This is a genomic window from Bradyrhizobium sp. HKCCYLRH3097 (genome assembly GCF_051167875.1).
GTDB lineage: Bacteria > Pseudomonadota > Alphaproteobacteria > Rhizobiales > Xanthobacteraceae > Bradyrhizobium.
This window is the reverse complement of sequence record NZ_JBNPTX010000002.1, coordinates 352,299-376,709: the sequence shown is the minus strand read 5'-3', so window position 1 is coordinate 376,709 and position 24,411 is coordinate 352,299. Positions and strand designations below refer to the sequence as shown.

General features: G+C 64.9%; 22 protein-coding genes. 14 read left to right on the top strand and 8 right to left on the bottom strand.

What is annotated here, in order from left to right; all coding sequences use genetic code 11:
* Window positions 1-97: 97 nt before the first annotated feature.
* Both ACQR0U_RS07365 and ACQR0U_RS07360 read right to left on the bottom strand, forming a co-directional pair.
* Complete coding sequence (locus tag ACQR0U_RS07365; RefSeq protein ID WP_008971476.1) at window positions 98-745, bottom strand: alpha/beta hydrolase; 648 nt, start codon at window positions 743-745, stop codon at window positions 98-100.
* A 318-nt stretch (window positions 746-1,063) separates the two neighbouring features.
* Window positions 1,064-1,855 carry a LytTR family DNA-binding domain-containing protein gene (locus tag ACQR0U_RS07360; RefSeq protein ID WP_434872110.1) on the bottom strand — a complete coding sequence of 264 codons (792 nt, stop codon included), beginning with the start codon at window positions 1,853-1,855 and terminating at the stop codon, window positions 1,064-1,066.
* A 172-nt stretch (window positions 1,856-2,027) separates the two neighbouring features.
* On the opposite strand from ACQR0U_RS07360, the gene ACQR0U_RS07355 reads away from it, so the two are divergent.
* The 8 genes from ACQR0U_RS07355 (at window position 2,028) to ACQR0U_RS07320 (ending at window position 9,725) form a co-directional block, all read left to right on the top strand.
* Entirely contained in the window at window positions 2,028-3,185 is a 1,158-nt protein-coding gene (locus ACQR0U_RS07355; RefSeq protein ID WP_316192601.1) for a cysteine desulfurase family protein, read from the top strand.
* Between the two features lie 90 nt (window positions 3,186-3,275).
* Window positions 3,276-4,772, top strand: a complete 1,497-nt coding sequence (gene sufB, locus ACQR0U_RS07350; RefSeq protein WP_315712155.1) for a Fe-S cluster assembly protein SufB — start codon at window positions 3,276-3,278, stop codon at window positions 4,770-4,772.
* A 114-nt stretch (window positions 4,773-4,886) separates the two neighbouring features.
* A complete protein-coding gene (sufC, locus tag ACQR0U_RS07345; RefSeq protein ID WP_315712154.1) occupies window positions 4,887-5,639 on the top strand; it encodes a Fe-S cluster assembly ATPase SufC in 753 nt (250 codons plus the stop codon).
* A 22-nt stretch (window positions 5,640-5,661) separates the two neighbouring features.
* Window positions 5,662-6,975, top strand: coding sequence for a Fe-S cluster assembly protein SufD (gene sufD / locus ACQR0U_RS07340; protein WP_434842993.1), 1,314 nt, complete (start codon window positions 5,662-5,664; stop codon window positions 6,973-6,975).
* Window positions 6,972-8,219, top strand: coding sequence for a cysteine desulfurase (locus ACQR0U_RS07335; RefSeq protein WP_315712152.1), 1,248 nt, complete (start codon window positions 6,972-6,974; stop codon window positions 8,217-8,219). The genes sufD and ACQR0U_RS07335 overlap by 4 nt, the downstream gene beginning before the upstream one ends.
* Window positions 8,216-8,587: an SUF system Fe-S cluster assembly protein gene (locus tag ACQR0U_RS07330; protein WP_315712150.1), complete on the top strand. Its 372-nt coding sequence runs from the start codon at window positions 8,216-8,218 to the stop codon at window positions 8,585-8,587. The genes ACQR0U_RS07335 and ACQR0U_RS07330 overlap by 4 nt, the downstream gene beginning before the upstream one ends.
* Window positions 8,588-8,648: 61 nt before the next feature.
* Window positions 8,649-9,050 (top strand): HesB/IscA family protein, encoded by a 402-nt coding sequence (locus ACQR0U_RS07325; RefSeq protein ID WP_315712149.1) that lies wholly within the window; start codon window positions 8,649-8,651, stop codon window positions 9,048-9,050.
* Between the two features lie 117 nt (window positions 9,051-9,167).
* Entirely contained in the window at window positions 9,168-9,725 is a 558-nt protein-coding gene (locus ACQR0U_RS07320; RefSeq protein ID WP_316170477.1) for a TfoX/Sxy family protein, read from the top strand.
* Between the two features lie 31 nt (window positions 9,726-9,756).
* On the opposite strand, the gene ACQR0U_RS07315 is transcribed toward ACQR0U_RS07320, so the two are convergent.
* Complete coding sequence (locus tag ACQR0U_RS07315; RefSeq protein ID WP_315751668.1) at window positions 9,757-10,824, bottom strand: GGDEF domain-containing protein; 1,068 nt, start codon at window positions 10,822-10,824, stop codon at window positions 9,757-9,759.
* Between the two features lie 331 nt (window positions 10,825-11,155).
* The gene (locus tag ACQR0U_RS07310) at window positions 11,156-12,613 is read right to left on the bottom strand and encodes a DEAD/DEAH box helicase (protein WP_315712146.1); all 1,458 of its coding nucleotides are present in this window, start codon (window positions 12,611-12,613) and stop codon (window positions 11,156-11,158) included.
* Window positions 12,614-13,093: 480 nt separating this feature from the next.
* Here ACQR0U_RS07310 and ACQR0U_RS07305 point away from each other — a divergent pair, with 480 nt between their 5' ends.
* Window positions 13,094-14,593: a caspase family protein gene (locus ACQR0U_RS07305; RefSeq protein ID WP_410052320.1), complete on the top strand. Its 1,500-nt coding sequence runs from the start codon at window positions 13,094-13,096 to the stop codon at window positions 14,591-14,593.
* An 8-nt stretch (window positions 14,594-14,601) separates the two neighbouring features.
* On the opposite strand, the gene ACQR0U_RS07300 is transcribed toward ACQR0U_RS07305, so the two are convergent.
* The 4 genes from ACQR0U_RS07300 to parE form a co-directional block, all read right to left on the bottom strand.
* Entirely contained in the window at window positions 14,602-15,369 is a 768-nt protein-coding gene (locus tag ACQR0U_RS07300; protein WP_315712145.1) for an SDR family NAD(P)-dependent oxidoreductase, read from the bottom strand.
* 30 nt (window positions 15,370-15,399) lie between these two features.
* A complete protein-coding gene (locus ACQR0U_RS07295; protein WP_315712631.1) occupies window positions 15,400-15,585 on the bottom strand; it encodes a hypothetical protein in 186 nt (61 codons plus the stop codon).
* Window positions 15,586-15,787: 202 nt separating this feature from the next.
* Complete coding sequence (locus tag ACQR0U_RS07290) at window positions 15,788-16,561, bottom strand: outer membrane protein (RefSeq protein WP_434842994.1); 774 nt, start codon at window positions 16,559-16,561, stop codon at window positions 15,788-15,790.
* A 238-nt stretch (window positions 16,562-16,799) separates the two neighbouring features.
* The gene (gene parE / locus ACQR0U_RS07285) at window positions 16,800-18,863 is read right to left on the bottom strand and encodes a DNA topoisomerase IV subunit B (RefSeq protein WP_315751665.1); all 2,064 of its coding nucleotides are present in this window, start codon (window positions 18,861-18,863) and stop codon (window positions 16,800-16,802) included.
* A 271-nt stretch (window positions 18,864-19,134) separates the two neighbouring features.
* On the opposite strand from parE, the gene ACQR0U_RS07280 reads away from it, so the two are divergent.
* From ACQR0U_RS07280 to ACQR0U_RS07260, 5 genes are all read left to right on the top strand, one after another.
* Window positions 19,135-19,665: a DedA family protein gene (locus tag ACQR0U_RS07280; RefSeq protein WP_315712141.1), complete on the top strand. Its 531-nt coding sequence runs from the start codon at window positions 19,135-19,137 to the stop codon at window positions 19,663-19,665.
* A gap of 245 nt (window positions 19,666-19,910) precedes the next feature.
* Entirely contained in the window at window positions 19,911-20,561 is a 651-nt protein-coding gene (locus ACQR0U_RS07275) for an FMN-binding negative transcriptional regulator (protein WP_434872109.1), read from the top strand.
* A 10-nt stretch (window positions 20,562-20,571) separates the two neighbouring features.
* Window positions 20,572-21,564 (top strand): N-acetyl-gamma-glutamyl-phosphate reductase, encoded by a 993-nt coding sequence (argC, locus tag ACQR0U_RS07270; RefSeq protein WP_434842995.1) that lies wholly within the window; start codon window positions 20,572-20,574, stop codon window positions 21,562-21,564.
* Window positions 21,565-21,678: 114 nt separating this feature from the next.
* Window positions 21,679-22,905: a threonine ammonia-lyase gene (locus tag ACQR0U_RS07265; RefSeq protein ID WP_315712136.1), complete on the top strand. Its 1,227-nt coding sequence runs from the start codon at window positions 21,679-21,681 to the stop codon at window positions 22,903-22,905.
* Window positions 22,906-23,151: 246 nt separating this feature from the next.
* Window positions 23,152-24,411 (top strand): extracellular solute-binding protein, encoded by a 1,260-nt coding sequence (locus ACQR0U_RS07260; RefSeq protein ID WP_434842996.1) that lies wholly within the window; start codon window positions 23,152-23,154, stop codon window positions 24,409-24,411.

The following is a 24,411-nucleotide window of genomic DNA, read 5'->3' as shown; positions in this document are numbered from 1 at the left end:
TTGACCGGGCGATCCAGTAATCCGAGACGCTGATGATCAGCCGAGAAGCCGCGGCGTACTGGATCACCCGCTTTCTTTCGCGGGTGATGACGCAACCTCACCTCACATTGGCGAGGCGCATGTCGAGATAGGCGGTGATGGTTTCCATCAGCGGCTCGAGCTTGCCGTCGAAGAAGTGGTTGGCGCCGGGGATGACCTGCTGGTCGATCACGATGCCCTTCTGCGTCTTCAGCTTCTCGACCAGCGTGTTGACGTCCTTGGGCGGCACCACCGCATCGCGCTCGCCGTGCACGATCAGGCCCGAGGACGGGCAGGGCGCCAGGAACGAGAAGTCGTAGAGGTTGGCGGGCGGCGCGATCGAGATGAAGCCCTCGACCTCCGGGCGGCGCATCAGGAGCTGCATGCCGATCCAGGCGCCAAACGAGAAGCCGGCGACCCAGCAGGCGCGAGCTTCGGGGTTGATGGTCTGCGCCCAATCGAGCGCGGAGGCCGCATCGGACAGCTCGCCGGTGCCGTGATCGAACGAACCCTGGCTGCGGCCGACGCCGCGGAAATTGAAGCGCAGCACCGAGAAGCCGCGATGCGCGAAGGCATAGTAGCACTGGTACACGATCTGATGGTTCATCGTGCCGTGGAACTGCGGATGCGGATGCAGGATCATCGCGATCGGCGCGTTCTTCTGCTTCGCCGGATGGTAACGGCCTTCGAGGCGGCCGGCCGGACCGTTGAAGATGACTTCAGGCATCAGAGAATCCTTGGCAGAGCGTCGACCGACTTCGTCCATGCTTCATCTGGCGCCTCGCCGACGAGTTCAGCAGGAAAAGTGGTGATCGAGCGCCATCCGTTCGCTTGGACGGAGCAGCGCTGGCGTGACTGGAAGTTGGCCTTCTAGCATGGAGCGCGGGGCAAAAAGCAAGGATTTTCAACGCCCGGCAAGGCGGCTGCGGCAGGGATGCAGACCGGGCCGCCGATACAGTGGCGGGGCGAAGCGGTCGCGGAACGTGATCCGAATGCGCCTGCAATTCGATGAAAATACTGGCGTTTTCGTCTGCGGCCCGGCCGTTCAGCGCAGCGACGCCGTGTGCTCCAGTTGCGCAACGGCGCTGCGATAGCGGCGGCTGCCCTGCGCGGATTGTCCGTTGTCGAAGGTCAGGCCGAAATCGCCCGTTGGCAGGACCGAAAGCGCGGCGACCCGGGCCATGTTGACCAGCCGGCCGCGGTGGATGCGGACGAGCGCGAAGCGAGCGAGCTCGACCTCGGCGGCCGACAAGGTGCCGCGGATCAGATGTCGCCTGCCGTCGGCCATGGCATATTCGACGTAGTTGCCGGCCGCGGCGACCCACAGGATGTCGGCCGGCGAGATGCGGATGCGGCTCGCGCCGTCGCGCAGCCAGAGCGTGGCAGGGGCAGGCGGCTCGGATCGCCGTGTCGGCTCTCGGACAGCGCTCGCGCGATAGCCGTCGTACAGCCAGAGCGTGGCACCGATGAGGAGCGCCGTCATGACGTCCTTGCGGAACTCGTACACGATGGTGGCCAGCGAGAGCTGGAAGTCGTAGGCGCCGCCCGCGGTCCACATCAGCAGCTTGCGGAGCGTCACCATGCCAATCATGTGAAGCGCAGAGAAGGCGACCACGGCGGCAATTGCGAGCGCGATGTGACGTGCCATGGTAGCCGGACCCAGCCGGATGGAACGAACCGTAGCGACCAGCAGCGGCGCCAGCAGGATGAGGACGACAATGCTCGTCATCTCCCACAGCAACTGTTTTTCCAGATCATAGGCCGCGCCCAGCCTGACGGCATCGTGGGCGGCGGAAAGGGCGTTGACGACGCCGATGCCGAGCGAGAGCCCGGCCATGATCGCGTAGAAGGTCCGATCATTCGGACGCAGCATCGAGCCGACAAGCTTGTTCATGGCAACGGACCCGCTATCTCAATCTCGCGCCCGACAATATCACGCTGGCCGTCGCGCATCATCATGGCGCGGGCGAGCGATGGTCGTTCGTGGCCCGAGTTGATAAGAACGAGCCATGGCCGACAGGATCTATCTCGACTGGAATGCGACGACCCCGCTGCGACCGCAAGCGCGCGCGGCGATTCTCGCCGCCATGGATCTGGTCGGCAATCCCTCGTCGGTTCACGCCGAAGGCCGCAAGGCGCGGCGGCTGACCGAGGAGGCCCGCGAGGTGATCGCCCGGGGGCTCGGCACCGTCGCGCGCCGCGTGGTGTTCACCTCCGGCGGAACCGAGGCCAATGTGCTCGCCTTGAGCCCCGGCCTGCGCGCGCCGGCCGGCCCGGTCGAGCGGCTGCTGGTGTCGGCGGTCGAGCATGCCTCGGTGCTGGCCGGCGGCCGGTTCGCGCCATCAGCGGTGCAGACGATCCCGGTCGACTCCTCCGGCGTGGTCGATCTCGGCCGCCTGGAAGCCCTGCTGGCCGGAGGGCCGCCGGCGCTGGTATCCGTCATGGCCGCCAACAACGAGACCGGGGTGCTTCAACCGGCTTCGAAAGTTGCTGAGATCGTGCACCAGGCGGGCGGCCTGCTGCAGGTCGATGCGGTCCAGGCATTTGGAAAAATACCCTTCGATATCAAAGAGATGGGCGCAGACCTTGTAACCATCTCTGCGCACAAGATCGGCGGACCCAAGGGCGTCGGCGCGCTGGTTCTGGGCGCTGGTGTGGAGGAGCCGATTCCGGTTCTCCGCGGTGGCGGCCAGGAGCGCGGTCGCCGGGCTGGAACCGAAAACGTGGCAGGAATTGCCGGATTTGGCGCCGCGGCCGGTGCTGCCCTGGCTGAGCTCGAGGTCGACCTGCCCCGGATCACGGCGCTGCGCGACCGGCTGGAAACGGGCCTTCGTCAAACCGCTGGCGTGACGGTATTTTCCTCCGAAGCGGCGCGGCTTCCGAACACGACGCTGTTCACGGCGCCGGGGCTGAAGGCCGAGACAGCCGTGATCGGGTTCGATCTCGAAGGAATCGCGGTGTCTTCCGGCTCGGCCTGCTCGTCCGGCAAGGTCCAGCCCTCCCATGTCCTGGAAGCGATGGGCGCCAGTTCCGCAGCAGCCCAGGGAGCGGTGCGCCTCAGTCTGGGCTGGTCCACGACGGAGGCGGACGTCGATCGCGGCCTGCAGGCTTGGCGAAAGCTGTCATTGACCCTACTTAAAGGTGGCGACGAAACCGTGCTTGAGTGATTCTAAGGGCGTGATTTCGTCGAGGAAACGTCGTAAGACGGTTCCAGAACGTGTCCACCGCGGTCCTTGAAACCGCGAGCGGAGGATTGAATGCCAGCCGTACAAGAGACGGTCGACCGCGTCAGGCGGATCGACGTCGACCAATATCGCTATGGGTTCGAGACCGTCATCGAATCCGAGAAGGCTCCGAAGGGGCTTTCCGAAGACACCGTCCGCTTCATCTCGGGCAAGAAGAACGAGCCCGCCTGGATGCTCGAATGGCGCCTTGAGGCCTATCGCCGGTGGCTGACCATGACCGAGCCGACCTGGGCGCGCGTCGACTATCCGAAGATCGATTTCCAGGATCTCTACTACTACTCGGCGCCGAAGCCGAAGAAGCAGCTCTCCTCGATCGACGAGATCGATCCGGAGATCCTGAAGACCTATGAGAAGCTCGGCATTCCCTTGCGCGAGGTCGCGATCCTCGAAGGCGTCGAGCCGGTGCCCGGCGCCGGCAGCCCCGAGACGCGCAAGATCGCGGTCGACGCCGTGTTCGATTCGGTGTCGGTGGCGACGACGTTCAAGGAGGAGCTGAGGAAGGCCGGCGTGATCTTCATGCCGATCTCGGAGGCGATCCGCGAGCATCCCGAGCTCGTACAGAAATATCTCGGCAGCGTGGTGCCGACGTCCGACAATTTCTACGCGACCTTGAATTCGGCGGTGTTCTCCGACGGCTCGTTCGTCTACGTGCCGCCGGGCGTGCGCTGCCCGATGGAGCTGTCGACCTACTTCCGCATCAACGAGCGCAACACCGGCCAGTTCGAGCGCACGCTGATCATCGCCGACAAGGGCGCCTACGTAAGCTACCTCGAAGGCTGCACGGCGCCGCAGCGCGACGAGAACCAGCTGCATGCCGCCGTGGTCGAGCTGATCGCGCATGACGACGCCGAGATCAAGTACTCGACGGTGCAGAACTGGTATCCGGGCAATTCGGAAGGCAAGGGCGGCATCTATAATTTCGTCACCAAGCGTGGCGACTGCCGCGGCGACAATTCCAAGATCTCCTGGACCCAGGTCGAGACGGGATCGGCGATCACCTGGAAATATCCGAGCTGCATCCTGCGCGGCGACAATTCGCGCGGTGAGTTCTATTCGATCGCGATCTCGAACGGCTATCAGCAGGTCGATAGCGGCACCAAGATGATCCATCTCGGCAAGAACACGACCAGCCGGATCATCTCCAAGGGCATCGCCGCAGGCCGCTCGCAGAACACCTATCGCGGTCTCGTCACGGCGCATCGCAAAGCCACCGGCGCGCGCAACTTCACGGCCTGCGATTCGCTGCTGATCGGCGACAAATGCGGCGCGCATACCGTGCCGTATATCGAGGCCAAGAATTCCTCGGCCACCTTCGAGCACGAGGCGACCACGTCCAAGATCTCCGAGGACGTGCTGTTCTACTGCATCCAGCGCGGTCTTTCGCAGGAGGAGGCGGTCGGGCTCGTCGTCAACGGCTTCGTCAAGGACGTGCTGCAGCAGCTCCCGATGGAGTTCGCGGTCGAGGCGCAGAAGCTGATCTCGATCAGCCTCGAAGGTTCGGTCGGCTGAGGCCACATTGCAGCGGGGCCGCGGCGCGGCCCGCTCGTACTGACATCGATATCATTCGACCTCGGACCCGATGGAATCGGTGTCGCCAGGGCAAGCGTTGAGCGGAAACAGATCATGGCACTACTCGAAATCAACAACCTGCAGGTCCGCGTCGAGGAGCGCGAGATTCTCCACGGCCTGACGCTGTCGATCGACGCCGGCAAGGTGCACGCGATCATGGGGCCGAACGGCTCCGGCAAGTCGACGCTGTCCCACGTCATCGCCGGCAAGCCGGGCTACGAGGTGACCGGCGGCGAGATCCTGTTCAAGGGCGAGGATCTGCTCGCCATGGCACCGGACGAGCGTGCCGCCAAGGGCGTGTTCCTGGCGTTCCAGTATCCGGTCGAGATCCCCGGCGTCGCCACCATGACCTTCCTGCGCACCGCGCTGAATGCGCAGCGCAAGGCGCGCGGCGAGGAGGAGTATTCGACGCCGGACTTCCTCAGGAAGGTGCGCGAGATCTCGAAATCGCTCAGCATTCCGCAGGACATGCTCAAGCGCGGCGTCAATGTCGGCTTTTCCGGCGGCGAGAAGAAGCGCAACGAGGTGCTGCAGATGGCCCTGTTTCAGCCGTCGCTCTGCATCCTCGACGAGATGGATTCCGGCCTCGACATCGACGCGCTGCGCATCGCCGCCGACGGCGTCAACGCGCTGCGCTCGCCTGAGCGCTCGATGATCGTGATCACCCACTATCAGCGGCTGCTGAACTACATCGTCCCCGACGTCGTTCATGTGATGTCGAAGGGCCGCGTCGTGAAGAGCGGCGGCAAGGAGCTCGCGCTCGAGCTGGAGGCGTCCGGTTACGCCCAGTTCGAAGACGCGGCCTGAGCCTCGCGTGAATGGATCTGTGATGAACGTAGCTTTGGTTAAGAACGACAGCGGTCCGGCGGCGAGCAGCTTGCTCTCTGCCGCTTGGGGCCGTCTGCCCGGCACCGGCAAGGTGGCCGATATCCGGCGCGAAGCCTTCTCGGCTTTCGAGCGCACCGGCCTGCCGCACCGTCGTATCGAGGAATGGAAGTACACTGATCTGCGTGCGCTGATGCGCGAGGTGCTGCCGCTGGCAGGCGCGCCGGACGCGGCGGCGCTGGCGCGGGCAAAGGCCGTGCTGGCTTCTGTTGCCGTCGACGGTGCTCGGAAGCTGGTGCTGGTCGACGGCGTGTTCGTGGCGGAGCTCTCGGATATTTCGGCCTCCGAGGATGGTGTCAAGGTTCACACGCTTCGCGAGGCGCTGCAGAGCGCCGGCAGCGAGCGGTTGCTGGAGACGACTGTCAACGATGCGATGGTCCTGTTGAACGGGGCGCTTGCGACCGACGGAGTCCTGATCTCCGTGACGGACGGTGCAAAGCTCTCGCATCCGCTGCAGATCATCCACATCGCGACAGCATCGCAAGCATCGCGCGCCAGTCGCTCACATCTTTCGGTGGGGAACGGCGCGCAGGCCACCTTGATCGAGAGCGCGATCGCTGCCGATGGTGCCTCGGGCTATCAGGCCAATGACGCCGTGGTCGTCTCCCTCGGTGATGACGCTGCGCTGTCCACCATTCGTCTGATGCGCGATGCCAGGGACGCCGTTAACATCACTTCAGCCAAGTACGAGGTCGGTGCGCGGTCGAAACTCAATCTCTTCAACATGGCGACAGGCGGCGCCGTCAGTCGTCTGCAGGGCTTCATTACTTTCAAGGGCGAAGGCAGCGAGCTGATCGTCAACGGCGTCAACCTGCTGCGTGACAAGCAGCATGGCGACCTGACGCTCGTCGTCGATCACGCGGTGCCGGGCTGCACCAGCCGCGAAAACTTCCGCGCGGTGCTCGACGATCGTGCTCATTCCGTGTTCCAGGGCCGCATCGTCGTCCGCCCCCACGCGCAGAAGACCGACGGCAAGATGATGACCCGTGCGCTCCTGCTGTCCGACGAGGCCGAGGCCGACAGCAAGCCGGAGCTCGAGATATTCGCCGACGACGTCTCCTGCGGCCACGGCGCCACTGCCGGCGCGCTCGACGACAGCCTGTTGTTCTATTTGCAGGCCCGCGGCCTGCCGGAGAAGCAGGCCCAGGCGCTGCTGATCCAGGCCTTCGTCGGCGAGGCGATCGAAGCGATCGAGGACGATGCTCTGCGCGAGCGCGTCATTGCAGCCGCCCAGGACTGGATGGAGGCGCGCGCATGAGCACGCATCCCGCCGTCTCCAACGGATCCTACGACGTCGCCCGCATCCGCGAGGATTTTCCTGCGCTGGCGCTGCAGGTCTACGGCAAGAAGCTCGTCTACCTCGACAACGCGGCGTCGGCGCAGAAGCCGCGCGCGGTGCTCGATCGCATGACGCAGGCCTACACCAGCGAATACGCCAACGTGCATCGTGGCCTGCACTATCTCGCCAACGCCGCGACCGAGGCCTATGAGGGCGGCCGCGAGCGGGTCACGCGCTTTCTCAATGCACGGCGCAGCGAGGAGATCATCTTCACCCGCAACGCGACCGAGGCGATCAATCTCGTGGCGTCGTCGTGGGGCGGACCGAACATCGGCGAGGGCGACGAGATCGTGCTCTCGATCATGGAGCACCATTCCAACATCGTGCCCTGGCACTTCTTGCGCGAGCGCCAGGGCGCGGTGATCAAGTGGGCTCCGGTCGACGACGACGGCAATTTCCTGATCGACGAGTTCGAGAAGCTGCTCACGCCGAAAACCAAGCTGGTCGCTATCACCCAGATGTCGAACATGCTCGGCACGCTGGTCCCGGTGAAGGAGGTCGTGCGCATTGCGCATGCGCGCGGCATTCCGGTGCTGGTCGATGGCAGCCAGGCCGCCGTGCATCTCGCCATCGACGTCCAGGACATCGACTGCGACTTCTACGTCTTCACCGGCCACAAGCTGTACGGGCCGACCGGCATCGGCGTGCTCTACGCCAAGTACGACCACCTCGTTGCCATGCGCCCCTACAATGGCGGCGGCGAGATGATCCGCGAGGTTGCGCGCGACTGGGTCACTTATGGCGATCCGCCGCACAAGTTCGAGGCTGGCACCCCGATGATCGTCGAGGCGGTCGGGCTCGGCGCCGCGATCGATTACGTCAACTCGGTCGGCAAGGAGCGCATCGCCGCGCATGAGCACGACCTGCTCACCTATGCCCAGGATCGGCTGCGTGAGATCAACTCGCTGCGGCTGATCGGCACCGCCAAGGGCAAGGGCCCTGTGATCTCGTTCGAGATGAAGGGGGCGCATGCCCATGACATCGCGACCGTGATCGATCGGCAGGGCGTCGCGGTGCGTGCGGGCACGCACTGCGTGATGCCGCTTTTGGAGAGATTCAACGTCACGGCGACCTGCAGGGCCTCGTTTGGCATGTACAATACGAGGGAAGAGGTCGATCAGCTTGCACAGGCATTGATCAAGGCGCGGGAATTGTTTGCATGACCGACACGGCCGACGTCAAAACTCAGTCCGTCGAAACGCATTCGGCGCTGCCGCCGGAGGAGACCGAGCGGCTCTCCAGCGAGATCATCGCGGCGCTGAAGACGGTGTTCGATCCGGAGATCCCGGCCGACATCTACGAGCTCGGCCTGATCTACAAGGTCGACATCAAGGACGACCGCAGCGTCGACGTGATGATGACGCTGACGACGCCGAACTGTCCGGCGGCTGGCGAGCTGCCGACCATGGTGGAGAACGCGATCGCGAGCGTCCCGGGTGTCGGCGTCGTCAACGTCAGCATCGTCTGGGAGCCGCAATGGACGCCGGACCGGATGAGCGACGAGGCCCGGCTCGTCCTGAACATGTGGTGAGACGAGCGGGCACGAAGTTTGAATAGTAAGGGCGGATCACATACCCCGCCGGGATGACGCCATGACCAGCACGACGAATTCGACAGCGCCTGTTGCCAAGCCCAAGCCGCGGCCCCGCCCGCAGGTGATGCGGCTCACCGATGCGGCGGCCAAGCGCATCCGTGAGCTCACCGATCGCGCCGAGTCCGAGATCATCGGATTGCGTGTCGGTGTCAAGAATGGCGGCTGCGCCGGTCAGTCCTACACGGTCGAGTATGCCCATGATATCCGGCCGACCGACGAGGTCGTCGAGGACAAGGGCGTCAAGATCCTGGTCGATCCCAAGGCCGTGCTGTTTCTGCTCGGCACCGAGATGGACTATCAGGCTGACAAGATGCAGGCCCAGTTCGTCTTCAACAATCCGAACCAGATCAGTGCCTGCGGCTGCGGCGAGTCGGTGCAGCTCAAGCCGGCCGAGGTCTGATCGTCCGCTTCCAGCCAGTGCGGCTCCGGAGCTGTCGCGTTCCGGACATTGACACGCGCCACCTTCCCGACCGAAAACTCCGGGCGAGCAAGTGGGGTGTTGGCGGGAGCTGGCGCGATGGACCGCGAATTCCTGATCGATCTGTTCGCCGGCTTCGGTCCGGTCACGATCCGGCGGATGTTCTCCGGCTTCGGCATCTCCGCCGACGGCATCAACTTCGCGCTCGCGCTGCGCAGCGGCCTTTATCTCCGTGCTGACGAAACCAGCTTTGCCAGATTCGAGGAGGCCGGATCCAAGCCGTTTTCCTACGAGACCCGCGCGCGGACCATGACGGTGCGGTCGTATTGGCAGGTGCCGGCACATCTGTTCGATGACACCGACGAGTTCGCGGTCTGGGCGAGAGATGCATTCGCAGCGGCCCAGAGGGCGGCCTTGAGCAAGCGGACCAGCAAGAAGCGGGCGGCGCGGGGCAACGGACTGGTCCCGACCCGGGGTGGGGCGAAGCCTGGACCAACCAGGCCGGCAGTGAAAAAGACCAAGCCGGCCAAGACGGGAAAGGTGGCCAAGAGCGTTGACAAGAGCGCAGACAAGGGTCCCGCCGGTCGCAAAACACGCAGCGCGACAGTGGCGCGGGGCCGGCAGACGTCGCGCGCAGCATCATCGCGAGCACGCTGATGCTCCATATGCGTCGCTGGCGACCTTGCCGTCAGGCGACCTGACCTCGCGTCGTCGTCGCGTATTCGGGATCGTTCTCGCATACCACCTTGTTGCGGCCGTTGCGCTTGGCGGCATAGAGGCAGGCGTCCGCGCGCTCGATCAGGGCGTCGGTGTCATCGCCGGCCCGCAGCACGGATACGCCGACCGAGATGGTCACACGTCCGAGAATCTCTCCCGTCGATTTCTTCTTGAGCTCCTTTGCCGTGACGGCGCGGCGGATGTGATCGGCCACCGTCAGCGCGTGCTGTAGCGAGGTGTTGGGCAGCACGACGGCGAACTCCTCGCCGCCATAGCGCGCTGCGATATCCTGGCCCTTGATGGCGTGCTTCAGGGTCATCCCGACCAGGCGCAGCACCTGGTCTCCGGTGAGATGTCCGTAGGAATCGTTGAAGGACTTGAAGTGGTCGATGTCGAACATCAACAGCGACAGCGGCTGCTCGGTCGCGAGCCCCGACTGCACCGTCGTCTCGATCATCCGGTCGAAATATTTGCGATTGCCGAGGCCGGTGAGGGGATCGGTCAGGCTCTCGGCCCGAATGACCTCCAGGCTGTGCTGCAGCCCGCTGATCTCGTCCTTGGACAGCGTCAGCCGCTCTTCGAGGATCCGGTTGGTTTCGCGCATCTGCTTGGTCGAATGGGCCAGCGCCTCGATGATGTCGACCAGTTGCTCGCGGCTGGTGGCCGACGCGAGTCGTTGATCGGCGCCCGCGAGGCTCGCATCGTAGCTCGCCGTCCTGCCGAGAGCATCGGTGAGCATGTTCACCAGGTCGTCGATCTCGCCGACGACGCGCGCGCCGACCTTGTCGATGCGATCCGACGTCTTGAGCTGCGCGAGGTAGGAGTCGTAGAGCTGATCGAGATCGGACTGCGACAGCTTGCCGTTGCGCGAAAGCGTCTCGTTGATGATCTCGTTCAGCGGTGCGTTGTAGCCCGTCGCGTAGACGTACCAGACCTCGTAATTGCGCGGATTGGCCGAATGGCGGAGCGTTCTGATCTGGCTGAGCGCGACTTCGGCGAAGCCTATCGTGCGTTCGTGTTCGTCAAGCGCATTGACCACCACAGGTTCCCCCCAATCGCCCGCGTCGCCGTCGTCGTCACAGCAATGAAATAAACAATGCCGGCCAAGCTAAAGGACGTTTGTGAACCAGGGGTAAATACGGCCGTAGAGTCCCGGATGCGCCGCGCCGTGGATACGGGAACGGCAGCTCATATGTTCAATGAGCTACATAGGATGCTGCCGGAAACTGCTGACGCGAGCTGGAACTGTTCGCTCGACGCACGCCTCGCCGAGAGCTCAGCGCTGTCGACTTAAGTCAGGTCTACGAATGCAGCGGCTGATGTTCCGGGCGACCGCATGGGGGGGGCAGCCCGGAATCTTGTGCCCGCGCTCAGGGAAGCGGTGCCCGCACCGGGCGAAGCAGGAAGGCGGGCAGATGTGAGTGATCGGCGGGCTCGTTGTCGTGGTCGCGCCGCGGCCGCCGCGCTTCATTGCGAGGCTGTTCGTTGCGAGGCTGTTCCTTGCGAGCGCTCGGCGCAGGCCGCGGAGAATTTGCCTGTGCGGCGCGCGGAGCTGCCGCGCGCGGCTCGCGCTCCCGCGGGGCTGGATCACGCTCGCGCGGGGCCGCATCGCGCTCCCGCGCCTTGCCGCGGCTGCCGCGACGCGCGGCGTCACGCGGACGTCGCTCACGCGTATCCTCGTCGCCCGAGGACTCCTGCACTTCGTAGTCACCCTCGATCGTCGGAATGCCCTGTCCGATCAGCTTCTCGATGGCGACCATCGACTTCTGGTCGGCCGGGGCCACGATCGAGATTGCCGTGCCGGTCCGTCCGGCGCGGCCGGTACGGCCAATGCGGTGAACGTAGTCGTCGGAATGATGCGGCACGTCGAAATTGAAGACGTGGCTGACTTCGGGAATGTCGAGGCCGCGTGCGGCGACGTCGGAGGCGACGAGCAAGGGCAGTTCGCCCTTGCGGAATTGATCGAGCGCAGCGGTGCGGGCCGACTGGTCCATGTCGCCGTGCAGGGCGCCAACACTGAAGCCGTGCTTCTGCAGCGACTTGTGAACGATGGCGACGTCGCGCTTGCGGTTGCAGAAGATGATCGCGTTGTTGAGATCCTTGGCGTTCCGCAACAGCCTGCGCAGCACCTCGCGCTTCTGATGCGCCTCGCGTCCGGATGGGACCTGCAACTGGGTCACGGTAACGGCGGTCGTGGCCGGCTTGGAGACCTCGACCTTCTGCGGGTTGTGCAGGAAGGTTTCGGTGATGCGCCGGATTTCCGGCGGCATGGTCGCGGTGAAGAACAGGGTCTGGCGGGTGAAGGGGACGAGCTTGCAGATGCGCTCGATGTCGGGGATGAAACCCATGTCGAGCATGCGGTCGGCTTCGTCGATGACCAGGAGTTCCACGCCCGTGAGCAGCAATCCGCCGCGTTCCGTATGATCGAGCAGTCGGCCTGGCGTGGCGATCAGCACGTCGACCCCGCGAGTCAGCTTGGCGTCCTGGTCGCCGAAGGAGACGCCACCGATCAACAGGGCGACGTTGAGCTTCTGTCCGGCGCCGTAGCGATCGAAGTTCTCTTTGACCTGGGCGGCCAGCTCACGGGTCGGCTCCAGGATCAGGGTGCGCGGCATTCGGGCGCGGGCGCGGCCCTTCTCGAGGATCGTGAGCATCGGCAGGACGAAAGCGGCGGTCTTGCCGGTGCCGGTCTGGGCGATGCCGAGCACGTCGCGGCGCGCCAGCACATGAGGAATCGCCTGTTCCTGAATGGGGGTCGGGGTGGTGTAACCAGTGGCCGCAACTGCAGCCAACACCTTGTCGGACAAGCCGAGATTGGAAAAAGACATCGAGCCTCTATGTCACGCGCCGATAGGCGACGGGGCCTCTATTCGACGCCGCCGTTAGGAATCGAGGGTAAAAGGCTGTGGTCGCGCTCAACCCCGAAACGGCATGCTCTAACGAAGCTGGGGGTTTTCTGACTAACGCCGACCCGCGGTCAATCTCTCAGGAATCGGATGCGATCCGGCCGCGCTGCTCCGGAAGATAGGGGCGAATTCTGCAAAGTCAATGGAAGAGGGGAGCGAAGTACCGAAAAAGCTTAATGTTTTTGCATTATTTGCAGGCAACCTGTCGTCGAGCTGTCGTATTCGGGTGCTCCGAAGCTTCCTACGGCCGGTCGCGGAAAGCGCTCTGGTCGAATTGTCGATGGAATTGCGGCGTGTGTTCGGCAGGGGAGCAGCCGCGTGTGCCGCCGGGCATGAACCGGTGGCGCGGTGCCGTCGACTATCCGAGGGCGGCAGCCCACGCGATGAGGGCAGGGACGAACGATGAGATCGATGCGGACGTGGCTGGCGTGCGGGCTGGCGATGCTGGCAGTGGTTCTGGCGCCGGCCGCCGCGCGTGCCGAGAAGCGCATTGCGCTCGTGATCGGCAACAACGACTACCGCTTCGTGCCGAAGCTGCAGAAGGCCGTCAACGACGCGCGGACGATGGGCGACACGCTGAAGCAACTCGGCTTCAATGTCATGGTCGCGGAGAATCTCAATCGCCAGCAGTTCAGCCAGACACTGCTGGCGTTCGACAACGCCGTCGAGCCGGGCGACACCGCGTTCTTCTTCTATGCCGGTCACGGCTTCGAAATCGCCGGTCAGAACTTCCTGTTGCCGACCGACGTGCCCGCGGCCACCGAAGGCCAGGAAGAGCTGGTACGCGACGCCTCGATCCTCGCGGACCGCGTCATCGAGCGGCTGCAGAACAAGAAGGCGCGCACCTCGATCCTGGTGTTCGACGCCTGCCGCAACAATCCGTTCGAGCGCTCGGGCACGCGCGCGGTGGCGGGCGGGGGTGGCCTGGCGCCGATGACGCAGTTGCCGGAAGGCGTATTCTCAGTGTTCTCGGCCGGTCCGCGCCAGACCGCGCTCGACCGGCTCTCCAACGATGACGTCAATCCAAACTCGGTGTTCACGCGCACCTTCGCCAAGGAGCTGACGCAGCCCGGCGTCAATCTGGTGCAGGTGGCGCAACGCACCCGCCGGCTGGTCAGCGAGCTCGCCGAGACCGTGCGGCACAAGCAGATTCCGGTCTATTTCGACCAGATGGTCGACGATGTCTTTCTCAACGGCATGGCGAAGGGGCCGGCTGCAGCCGACAAGCCGGCCGAGCCGCAGCAGAAGCTGGCGGCGCTGCCTCCCGTCTCGGCGCCGCGCATTCCGCCGGCGAACGAGAGCCTGAACGCACCGATTGCGATGTTCTCGCGCCACAATGGCGGCTGGACCGTCACCTTCTCGATCGCCGATCCGACGCTCGGCATTTCCTGGCGCATGGGTGAGGCAGGAGAGTTTCGCGAGACCGGCTTCATGGACGTGCTCGATCCGCGCACGCGCAAGCGCATGCCCAATCCCTCGATCCAGCTGCCGGCGGATGCGCCCGCGGGCACAATCCAGGTCCGCTATGTCGATGCATCCGGCGAGATGCAGGGACCGTTTCCGATCCGCTTCGAGCCGGAGGCCGCGCTGGTGCATGACCAGCGCAAGATCCTCGACATGACCGCGACGAGCTGGCTGTCGTTCCGCGAGTTCAACGGTCTCCTGGTCTACTACACGCACCTGATGTCGTATCGCTGCGCCATCCGCGAGGTCCGCATCGGCATCGATACGGCCGTGCCGGACAAGGTCTTGAACATGCCCGGCTGCGACATGCGCGATCCCATTGCGATTCCCTCCAACGCCACGCCCTATCTGAAGCTGCCGCCGGCGACGAAGTTCGTCTCGGTGGAGCTGACCTATCGCGACGGCAGCGTCTCCGAGATCAAGAGCTTTCGACGCTGAGGCCTCGGCTAGGCCATGATCGAATAGCCACCATCGACGGGAATGGCTGTGCCGGTGACGAAGTCCGAGGCCGGCGAGCTCAGGAACGTCGCGATGCCGGCGAAGTCGTCGATGTCGCCCCACCGTGCCGCGGGCGTGCGCGCCAGCACGCGGTCGTGCAGGCCGTCGATCTGGCTGCGCGCCGCGCGCGTCAGGTCGGTGTCGATCCAGCCCGGCAAGATCGCGTTGACCTGGATGTTGTCGGGCGCCCAGGCGCAGGCACAGGCGCGCGTGTACTGCACGATGCCGCCCTTGCTGGCCGCATAGGCCGGCGCGAAGCTGGCGCCGAAGATCGACAGCATCGAGCCGATGTTGATGATCTTGCCGCCGCCGTTCGCCTTGAGGGCCGGGTAGGCGGCCTTCGAGCACAGGAACGCGCTGGTGAGATTGGTGTCGATCACCTGCTGCCACTCCTCCAGCTCGAGCACGTGCGGCGGCTTGCGGATGCTCATGCCGGCATTGTTGATGAGGATGTCGATGCGACCGAGCTCGCTGGTCACGCGCGCGACCATGGCGGCGACGTCGTCCTTGTCGCTGACGTCGGCTGTGACGGTGATGGCACGGCCGCCGCGACCGGCGAGATCAGCCACCGCCGCCCGTGACTTGGTTTCGTTGCGGCCGACCACGGCAATGTCGGCGCCGGCATCGGCAAGCCCGCGCGCCATCCCCAAGCCGATTCCGCCGTTGCCTCCCGTCACGATCGCAACCTTGCCACTCAGGTCGAAACGGCCCGCCATGTCGTGTCTCCATGTCGTTGTTGTCAGACGTCAGCAGGTGCCCTGCCAGATCATCACCAGGCCGAGTGCACCCATGCCGACGCCATAGCCGGCCCATTGCAGCTGGTTGATCATGAAGCTCGTCCGCGGCCATGCCACCACCCCGGTGCCCTGACCGACCCAGAGCAGGCCGATGGCGAGCAGAAGCAGGCCGCCGATCATCAGGAATTTCCGCATGACCATGTCCTCCCTCGTCGACCGCGTCACAGCATCGGAAACGCTGCTGCCGTCTTTTTTGTGAAGTTTTGTGACGAGGAGGCTAGCGGCCGGCGCGGCAGATGACCAGCGGCTCCAGCCGCCAATATCCGAGCCAAAAACAAAAAGCCCCGGATCTACCGGGGCTTTTCGCAGAATTATTGAAAGACCGAGTGCGTTCGGCTCAGTACTTGACGACCGGGCCGGTCCAGTTGAAGCGGTAGACCAGCGAGGTGCTGATGGTCTGCACCCACGGCTTGAAGCTGACCGAGTCGGTCGTTGCGAGGTTGCCGACGTCGGTGCGGACCGCGATGTCCTTCCGATCGTAATAGGCAGCGCGATATTCGGTCTTCATGAACCAGCCCGGCGCCGAGATGCCGAAGATGTTCAGGTTGTTCTCGACGCCGCCGCCGACGAACCAGCCGTTGCGGTTGAACGAGTCGGTGTGGAAGCCGGAGGCCGCGCCGGTGAGGGTGGTCAGGCCGGTGCCCGACCAGTGCGAACCGGAGTAGCCCGCGTTGACGTAGGACAGCACGTTCGGCGCAACCAGGTAACCGACGCGGGCGCCCGCGGCCCAGGCGGTTTCCATCTTGATGCGGCCGGTCAGGGCAGCGAACTGATCCTGCAGGGTGCCGCGCAGGCTGCCGAACTGGCCGTCAGCGAACAGGCCGAAGACCCAGGTCGGGTTGACCTGCCAGTCATAACCCGCACCGACCGTGCCGAGGAAGCCGTCGCCGCCGACGCGCTGATCGATCGTCACCGGCACGCCGTTGAAGTTGGTGTGGGAGTCTGCATCCCAGAGGCCGCCACCAGCGCCACCGAAGATGTAGAAGCCGGTCCAGCTCGGCGCCACCGGCATCATCGGAGCCTTCACGTAGGGGCGAGCCGCCAGATCAGCAGCAGAGGCGGCACCCGTGATCGCAACCAGCGCAGTGGCAGCAAGCAAAAACTTCTTCATATCCAATTCCCCAAGATCGTCGTGTCGCAGGTGCCGGGTTGCGGCGGCGATTCCCTCGCCAGATGTGCCAGAACTATAGCCGATTGGTGCCCAAAAGCTGTTGCAGGTTGAGCACACCGGAGGGGAAAGTGCGCTGCGGGATGCTCGGGATTCTCGTAACCCTTTGATTGGAAAGATCGATTGCAGGCTCGCGCGAGCGAATGGAACCTGCAATCGAGGCGTGAAATCGGGTCAAAAGCTAGACGTCGAGCAGCTCGTCGCTGGCGAATTCGGCCTTTTCCGAAATGAAGGCGAAGCGGGCCTCTGCCTTGGTCCCCATCAGCCGCTCGACCGAGTCGGCGGTGCCGTCGCGATCCTCGGCCAGCAGAACCACGCGCAGCAGGGTGCGCTTGGCCGGATCCATGGTGGTTTCCTTGAGCTGGGCCGGCATCATCTCGCCGAGACCTTTGAAGCGGCCGATCTCGACCTTGGCGTTGGCATTGAACTCGCGCTTCAGGAGCTCGTCCCGATGGGCATCGTCGCGCGCGTAGAACGTCTTGCTGCCATGGGTGAGCCGGTAGAGCGGCGGCACGGCGAGGTAGAGATGCCCCTCGTCGATCAGCGGCCGCATCTGCCGGTAGAAGAAGGTGATCAGCAGCGAGGCGATGTGGGCGCCGTCGACGTCGGCATCGGTCATGATGATGATGCGCTGGTAGCGCAGATCCTCCTCGCGATACGACGTGCCGGTGCCGGCGCCGATCGCCATCACGAGATCGGCGAGCTGGGCGTTGGCGGTCAGCTTGTCCTTGCCGGCGGAGGCGACGTTGAGGATCTTGCCGCGCAGCGGCAGCACCGCCTGCTTCTTGCGGTCGCGTGCCTGCTTGGCGCTGCCGCCGGCCGAATCGCCCTCGACGATGAACAGCTCGGAGCCTTCGGTGCCGGCGTCGGTGCAGTCGGCGAGCTTGCCCGGCAGACGCAGCTTCTTGGTCGCGGTCTTGCGCGCCGTCTCCTTCTCCTGCCGGCGGCGGATGCGTTCCTCGGCGCGCTCGATGACGAAATCGAGCAGCCGGTTGGCCTGCACCGGATTGCCGGACAGCCAGTGGTCGAACGGGTCCTTGACGGCCTGCTCGACGATGCGCTGGGCCTCTGCGGTGGCGAGGCGGTCCTTGGTCTGGCCCTGGAATTCCGGCTCGCGCACGAACACCGAGAGCATGATGGCGGCGCCCGCCATGATGTCCTCGGAAGTGATGTTGGCCGATCGCTTGCCCTGGCCGACGCGCTCGGCGTGGTCCTTCAGGCCGCGCAGAAGCGCGCTGCGGATGCCGGATTCGTGCGTGCCGCCGTCCGGCGTCGGAATCGTGTTGCAGTAGGAGGACAGGAAGCCGTCGGCATCGGCGGTCCAGGCGACCGCCCATTCGCAGCCGCCATGGCCACCGGTGCGGCCCGACTTGCCGGCGAAGATATCCGGATGGACCAGCGTGTCGGCATGGATCGCTGCGGCCAGGTAGTCCTTCAGACCGCCGGGGAAATGGAACGTCGCCTCGGCCTGGACGTCCTCGATGCCCTTCAGCAGCGACGGATCGCACTTCCAGCGGATCTCGACGCCGCCGAACAGATAGGCTTTCGAGCGCGCCATCTTGAACAGGCGCTGCGGCTTGAACGTCGCCTTGGCGCCGAAGATGGTCGGGTCGGGTTGGAAACGCACCCGTGTGCCGCGCCGGTTGGCGACCTTGCCGACCTCCTCGAGCTTGCCCTTGGGATGTCCGCGTTCGAACACCATGCGGTAGAGCTTCTGGTTGCGGGCGACCTCGACCTCGAGCCGGGTCGACAGCGCGTTCACCACGGAGATGCCGACGCCGTGCAGGCCGCCCGAGGTCTCGTAGACCTTGGAGTCGAACTTGCCGCCCGCGTGCAGCGTGCACATGATGATTTCGAGCGCCGACTTCTTCGGAAACTTGGGATGGGGATCGATAGGAATGCCGCGGCCGTTGTCGGTCACGGTGAGGAAGCCTTCGGCGTCGAGCTCGACCTCGATGAAGGTGGCGTGGCCGGCCAGCGCCTCGTCCATCGAGTTGTCGATGACCTCGGCAAACAGGTGGTGCAGCGCCTTTTCGTCGGTGCCGCCGATATACATGCCGGGGCGGCGCCGCACCGGCTCCAGGCCCTCGAGGACCTCGATGTCACGGGCAGTGTAATCGCCCTCGGCACTCGCCGAGCGGGCGGCTGGCTTGGCCGGAGCCTTGCCCTTGGCGGCGAACGCCGCCAACGGGTCCGTGACGCTCTTGGCCTTGGCTTTTGCAGCTGATTTCAACGGCTTACCCATGGAATCTGATGTTGCGTGTGCGCAAGATGGAACGAATCGTTGGGCCTGACTATGCCATGGACCGGCATAAAACAATGACCCCGGGAAACAACGACGTTCACCGGCCCGCCACGTCTTGGCCGGTTCCGAACGTCGGATCGCCGCTGTTCACGCGGTTCAGCCGGTTGTTGTGACTTGAAGTGGGCGGGTTCGGTGGCGTACCAGTCTGCGCCATGGAACCGCGAAGGCCTTCAAGCACTTAAGCGCCGCGGAGCAGAAAGGCGTCGAGCAGATGGAAGATTTTGGCCGCGCGGTTGCCGACTTCGTGCGCGACCATCAGGCCTGGGCTGCTCCGATCGTCCTGCTGCTTGCCTTTGGCGAGTCCCTGGCCTTCGTCTCGCTCCTGATTCCCGCCTGGGGCGCCCTGGTCGCGATCGGCGCCCTGATCGGCGCCACCGGGATCAGCTTCTGGCCGATATGGCTGGCCGGGGGCATCGGCGCCGCGCTCGGCGACTGGGTCTCCTACTGGTTCGGCTACCGCTACAAGGACCGCGTCGCCCAGATGTGGCCGCTGTCGCGCTACCCGGAGCTGCTGCCGCGCGGCGAGGCCTTCGTGCGCGATTGGGGCGTGCCGAGCATCTTCATCGGCCGGTTCTTTGGCCCGTTGCGCGCATCGGTGCCGCTGGCGGCGGGCATTTTCGAGATGCCCTACATGGTGTTCCAGATCGCCAACTTCGTGTCGGCGCTGGTGTGGTCGGCGGTGCTGCTGCTGTTCGGCGACATCATCGGGCGCATCATGGAATGGCTGTGGCATGCGGTCTGACGCCAGCCCTGAACGCGCCGGGCCGACTTGCGAGCTTGACGCAGGAACCCGGCAGCCTTATAGGCCTGCCCCCATGATCAACGCAGCGACCCACATGATCGCCGAAATGCGCCGTCGTACCTCCGCGGTACGGGCGATGATCTGCGTCTAGATCACAGCCCCTGCCGCCGGATCCGATCCCGCGGCAGACTTTCTCCTTGCAGCGCGATTGATCAGGCGGCTCCTTCGTCCAGCAGGAGTTTCCGATGTACACGCCACCGCCCTTCAAGCCCGATCGCGCCGCGAGCCTCGGCTTCGCTGACGCGCGCGGCTTCGGCATGGTCTGCGCGTGGGACGGCACAAAGCCGATCGCGTCACCGGTACCGTTTCACCTGGGCGCCTTGAACGATGGCACGCCGCAGGCGTTCTTCCATGTCGCGCGCGGCAATCCGCTGGCAAGGATCGCCGACGGTACGACGCCCTGGCTGTTGGCCGTCAGCGGCGCCGATGCTTACGTCTCCGCCGATTGGTATGTGTCGCCCGACCAGGTGCCGACCTGGCTCTATCAGGCCGTGCATCTGACCGGTACGGCGCGGATCTTGTCGGAGGCCGAGCTCGCGCGGCAGACGGATGAGGTCAGTGCGAAGTTCGAGCAGCGGCTGCTGCCGAAGAAGCCCTGGACCTCGGACAAGATGACGGCGGGACGCCTCGAGGCGATGCGCAAGGCGATTGTGGGCATCGTCATGACGATCGATCAGGTCGAAGGCAGCTTCAAGCTCAACCAGCACAAGTCCGAGACCGACTACGCGACGATCGCGACGAGGCTCGGCGAGCAGCCCGACATTGGCTCGCAACAGATTTCCTCTCTCATGCGGCAGGCGCGGCCCCAGGCCTTTGCCGGCGAAACCCAGACCTAAGGAGCGTGTCATGACCGTGATCGACAGCAACGTGCCGATAGCTCACGCCGCCTCCGGGACTGCGACACGCGCCGTGTTCGTCGACGGCGGCTCGGGAACGACCGGCCTGGGAATCGCCGAGCGTCTCCGGCACCAGCCGGACATCGTCGTGAAGACGATCGCCGAGGACAAGCGCAAGGATCCGGCGGCCAAGCGGGCGCTGATGGCCGAGGTCGATCTCGTCATCCTTTGCCTGCCGGACGATGCGGCCAAGGAGACGGTGGCGCTGATCGACGGCATGGGCAGCTCTGCGCCGAAGGTGCTGGACGCGTCGACCGCATACCGGGTCGCGCCGGACTGGGCCTATGGCTTTCCCGAGCTCGCCGCCGACCAGGCCGACAAGATCCGGAATGCGCGCAAGGTCTCCAATCCCGGCTGCTATCCCACCGGCGGCATCGCGCTGCTGCGGCCGCTGGTCGATGCCGGACTGATGCCGCAGGACTATCCGGTCACGGTGAACGCGGTGAGCGGCTATTCCGGCGGCGGCAAGACGATGATCGCGGCCTTTGAGAATGGCACCGCGCCGAACTTCGAGCTGTACGGTCTCGGCCTCGAGCACAAGCATCTGCCTGAGCTGCAGCTCTATTCGCGGTTGACCCGGCGGCCGATCTTCATTCCCTCCGTCGGCAACTACCGGCAGGGCATGCTGGTCTCCGTGCCGCTGCAACTCGACACACTGCCGGGCAAGCCGTCAGGCTCGGACCTGCAGGCGGCCCTGGCGAAGCATTATGCCGGCAGCAAATACGTCTCGGTGATGCCGCTCGATGGCGCGGCGGCCAAGAGCGGCCGGCTCGAGCCGGAGGCGCTGAACGAGACGAACAAGCTCGAGCTCTACGTCTTCGCCAGCGACCAGCATCACCAGGCGGTGCTGGTGGCGCGGCTCGACAATCTCGGCAAGGGCGCCTCGGGCGCGGCCGTGCAGAACATGCGGCTGATGCTCGGACTGCCCGATCTCGGGAGCTGAGACCGATCTGGATCGTCCGGCCGCAGACGCGCCGGCACGATCGGCAACATCATGCGAGGTCGGCGCGCCGCCGGCATCGCGTGCAATGACGCACGCTGAGGGATGGGCAGACCCATGACCGCCACTGATCTGAACGCGCTGCCCGTCACCGCCAACGATGTGCGGGCCGCCGCCGAGACCATCGGTGGCGCCGTGCTCGCGACGGCCTGCAACCAGAGCCGGACGCTCGGCGAGATCTGCGGCTGCAACGTCTGGCTGAAATTCGAGAACCTGCAGTTCACGTCGTCGTTCAAGGAGCGCGGCGCGCTGAACCGGCTGAATGCGCTGTCCGCCGAGCAGCGCGAACGCGGCGTGATCGCGATGTCGGCCGGCAACCACGCGCAGGGCGTCGCGTATAACGCGCGGCGTCTCGGCATTCCCGCGACCATCGTGATGCCGGTGGGCACGCCGATGGTGAAGGTGGAGAACACCAAGCGGCACGGCGCCGAGGTCGTGATTTCCGGCGCCACCTTGGAGGAGGCGGGCGCGTTCGCCAGGGAGCACGGCGCGGCGCACGGCATGACCATGATCCATCCTTACGACGATCCACTGATCATCGCAGGGCAGGGCACGGTGGCGCTGGAGATGCTCGCGGTGGTCCCCGAGCTCGATACGCTCGTGGTGCCGATCGGCGGCGGCGGGCTGATCTCCGGCATGGCGGTCGCGGCGCGCGCAATCAAGCCGGGCTTGCGCATCGTCGGCGTTCAGGCCGAACTCTATCCGTCGATGTACAACGCCATCCGCAGCAGTCAGCTGCCGATGCGCGGCGACACGCTCGCCGAGGGCATCGCGGTGAAATCGCCGGGCCGGATCACGACCGAGATTATCCGCCATCTCGTCGACGATATCCTGCTGGTCAACGAGCCGCAGATCGAGCGTGCGCTCGCCACGCTGATCTCGATCGAGAAGACGGTGGTCGAAGGCGCCGGCGCCGTCGGTCTCGCCGCAGTGCTCGCGCACCCCGCGCAGTTTGCCGGCCGCAATGTCGGCCTGGTGCTGAGCGGCGGCAACATCGACACCCGACTGATCGCCTCGGTGCTCACCCGCGAGCTCGCTCGCGAGGGGCGGCTGACGCAGCTGTCGATCGACATCGTCGATCGTCCCGGACAACTCGCTGCCGTGTCGACGCTGCTCGCCGATGCCGGCGCCAACATCATCGAGGTGTCGCATCAGCGAACGTTCTCGGACCTGCCGGCCAAGGCAACCCTGCTCGAGCTGGTGATCGAGACGCGCGACCAGGCGCATCTCAACGACGTGATGGCGAAGCTTGTCGCCGCAAATTTCAAGGCGCGCTGCACCTGAGCGTCAGGCGATCTCCAGCATATCCTTCGCGGTGCGGCAGACGCCCGCTCCGCCTTTTCCAGGCGAAAGGCGCGTGCGGCTGCCCGCCGAGTCTTGCTCAGCCCAATTAGCAATCTCTCTGTCTACTCGTGAAGCTGTTCGCAAATGCGAACACGTTTGAGGTTTGCTCTGTCAGAATTTCAGTTGCGCACCTCAAAAAATGAGGACAGGATTACCGCAACAAAGAAGACGGTTGGGAGGATTGTGATGAGACTGCTCGCGAAGCTGGGACTCGCCGCTGCCGCATGCCTGCTCTGGGCCACCGTCGCGAGCGCCGATACCACCGTGAAATGGCTGCATATCGAGGTCAATCCAGCCCAGGTGAAGATCTGGGAGGAGGTGGCCCGCGCCTATGAGGCGTCGCATCCGGGCGTCAAGATCGAGATGCAGTTCCTCGAGAACGAGGCCTACAAGGCCAAGCTGCCGACCATCCTGCAGTCCAAGGACCGGCCGAACATCATCTACAGCTGGGCGGGCGGTGTCCTGAAGGCGCAGATCGAGGCTGGCGTGCTCGAGGACATCACCGAGCAGGTGAAAGGCTACAGCGACAGCGTGACTCCGGCGGCGCTCGCGGCATTCACCGATGGCGGCCACGTCTACGGCCTTCCGATCTCGCTGTCGCAGGTCGGCTTCGTCTGCAACAAGGAGCTGATGGCCAAGGCCAAGGTCGATCCCACGGCGATCAAGAGCTGGGACGATCTGCTGAGCGCCGTGAAGACGTTGAAGGCGGCCGGCGTGACCCCGATCGTGGTCGGCGGCGCCGACAAATGGCCGCTGCATTTCTACTGGACGCATCTTGCGGTGCGGATCGGCGGCAAGCCGGCATTCGACGCGGCGCTGCTCGGCGAGAATGGCGGCTTTGCCGGCGACACCTTCGTCAAATCAGGCGAGCTGTTCAAGCAGCTCGTCGATCTCCAGCCATTCCAGAATGGCTTTCTTGGCTTCAAGAACCCGCAGGCCGTCGGATATTTCGGCGATGGCAAGGCGGCGATGACGCTCGCGATCAGCTCCGTCTACAATCTGCAGCGGGCGCTCGCCGCCGACAAGGTCGGCTTGAGCGAAGACAAGATCTGCTGGTTCGATTTTCCGGTCGTGCAAGGCGGCAAGGGCGCGCCGACGGATACGCTCGGCGGCATCACCGGCTGGTTGGTCACCAAGGGCTCGCCCAAGGAAGCCGTCGATTTCCTGAAGTACTTCATCTCCAAGGACGTCCAGACACGGTTGGCGGCGGGAAATTTCATCATCCCGGTGGTGCAGGGCGCGGACGCCGGCCTCAACAATTCCTTCATGAAGCTGATCGCGTCCAATCTGGCCAAATCGAACTATCACCAGAACTTCTATGACCAGAGCCTCGGCCCCTCCGTCGGTCGCGTCGTCAACGATGTCTCCGCGGAGATCGCCGGCGGCAGCATGAGTCCGCAGGAGGCTGCCAAGGCGATCGAGGCAGCGCGGAAGCAGGGCAACTGA

What these genes read in the sequence shown, in the direction of transcription:
- ACQR0U_RS07335 (WP_315712152.1), top strand. Translation starts at nt 6,972, where the DNA reads ATGAGCACGCATCCCGCCGTCTCCAACGGATCCTACGACGTCGCCCGC.
- ACQR0U_RS07320 (WP_316170477.1), top strand. Translation starts at nt 9,168, where the DNA reads ATGGACCGCGAATTCCTGATCGATCTGTTCGCCGGCTTCGGTCCGGTC.
- sufB (WP_315712155.1), top strand. Translation starts at nt 3,276, where the DNA reads ATGCCAGCCGTACAAGAGACGGTCGACCGCGTCAGGCGGATCGACGTC.
- ACQR0U_RS07355 (WP_316192601.1), top strand. Translation starts at nt 2,028, where the DNA reads ATGGCCGACAGGATCTATCTCGACTGGAATGCGACGACCCCGCTGCGA.
- argC (WP_434842995.1), top strand. Translation starts at nt 20,572, where the DNA reads ATGACCGTGATCGACAGCAACGTGCCGATAGCTCACGCCGCCTCCGGG.
- ACQR0U_RS07330 (WP_315712150.1), top strand. Translation starts at nt 8,216, where the DNA reads ATGACCGACACGGCCGACGTCAAAACTCAGTCCGTCGAAACGCATTCG.
- ACQR0U_RS07260 (WP_434842996.1), top strand. Translation starts at nt 23,152, where the DNA reads ATGAGACTGCTCGCGAAGCTGGGACTCGCCGCTGCCGCATGCCTGCTC.
- ACQR0U_RS07275 (WP_434872109.1), top strand. Translation starts at nt 19,911, where the DNA reads ATGTACACGCCACCGCCCTTCAAGCCCGATCGCGCCGCGAGCCTCGGC.
- ACQR0U_RS07265 (WP_315712136.1), top strand. Translation starts at nt 21,679, where the DNA reads ATGACCGCCACTGATCTGAACGCGCTGCCCGTCACCGCCAACGATGTG.
- parE (WP_315751665.1), bottom strand. Translation starts at nt 18,863, where the DNA reads ATGGGTAAGCCGTTGAAATCAGCTGCAAAAGCCAAGGCCAAGAGCGTC.
- ACQR0U_RS07360 (WP_434872110.1), bottom strand. Translation starts at nt 1,855, where the DNA reads ATGGCCGGGCTCTCGCTCGGCATCGGCGTCGTCAACGCCCTTTCCGCC.
- ACQR0U_RS07310 (WP_315712146.1), bottom strand. Translation starts at nt 12,613, where the DNA reads ATGTCTTTTTCCAATCTCGGCTTGTCCGACAAGGTGTTGGCTGCAGTT.
- ACQR0U_RS07290 (WP_434842994.1), bottom strand. Translation starts at nt 16,561, where the DNA reads ATGAAGAAGTTTTTGCTTGCTGCCACTGCGCTGGTTGCGATCACGGGT.
- ACQR0U_RS07365 (WP_008971476.1), bottom strand. Translation starts at nt 745, where the DNA reads ATGCCTGAAGTCATCTTCAACGGTCCGGCCGGCCGCCTCGAAGGCCGT.
- ACQR0U_RS07280 (WP_315712141.1), top strand. Translation starts at nt 19,135, where the DNA reads ATGGAAGATTTTGGCCGCGCGGTTGCCGACTTCGTGCGCGACCATCAG.
- ACQR0U_RS07325 (WP_315712149.1), top strand. Translation starts at nt 8,649, where the DNA reads ATGACCAGCACGACGAATTCGACAGCGCCTGTTGCCAAGCCCAAGCCG.
- ACQR0U_RS07295 (WP_315712631.1), bottom strand. Translation starts at nt 15,585, where the DNA reads ATGCGGAAATTCCTGATGATCGGCGGCCTGCTTCTGCTCGCCATCGGC.
- ACQR0U_RS07300 (WP_315712145.1), bottom strand. Translation starts at nt 15,369, where the DNA reads ATGGCGGGCCGTTTCGACCTGAGTGGCAAGGTTGCGATCGTGACGGGA.
- sufD (WP_434842993.1), top strand. Translation starts at nt 5,662, where the DNA reads ATGAACGTAGCTTTGGTTAAGAACGACAGCGGTCCGGCGGCGAGCAGC.
- sufC (WP_315712154.1), top strand. Translation starts at nt 4,887, where the DNA reads ATGGCACTACTCGAAATCAACAACCTGCAGGTCCGCGTCGAGGAGCGC.
- ACQR0U_RS07305 (WP_410052320.1), top strand. Translation starts at nt 13,094, where the DNA reads ATGAGATCGATGCGGACGTGGCTGGCGTGCGGGCTGGCGATGCTGGCA.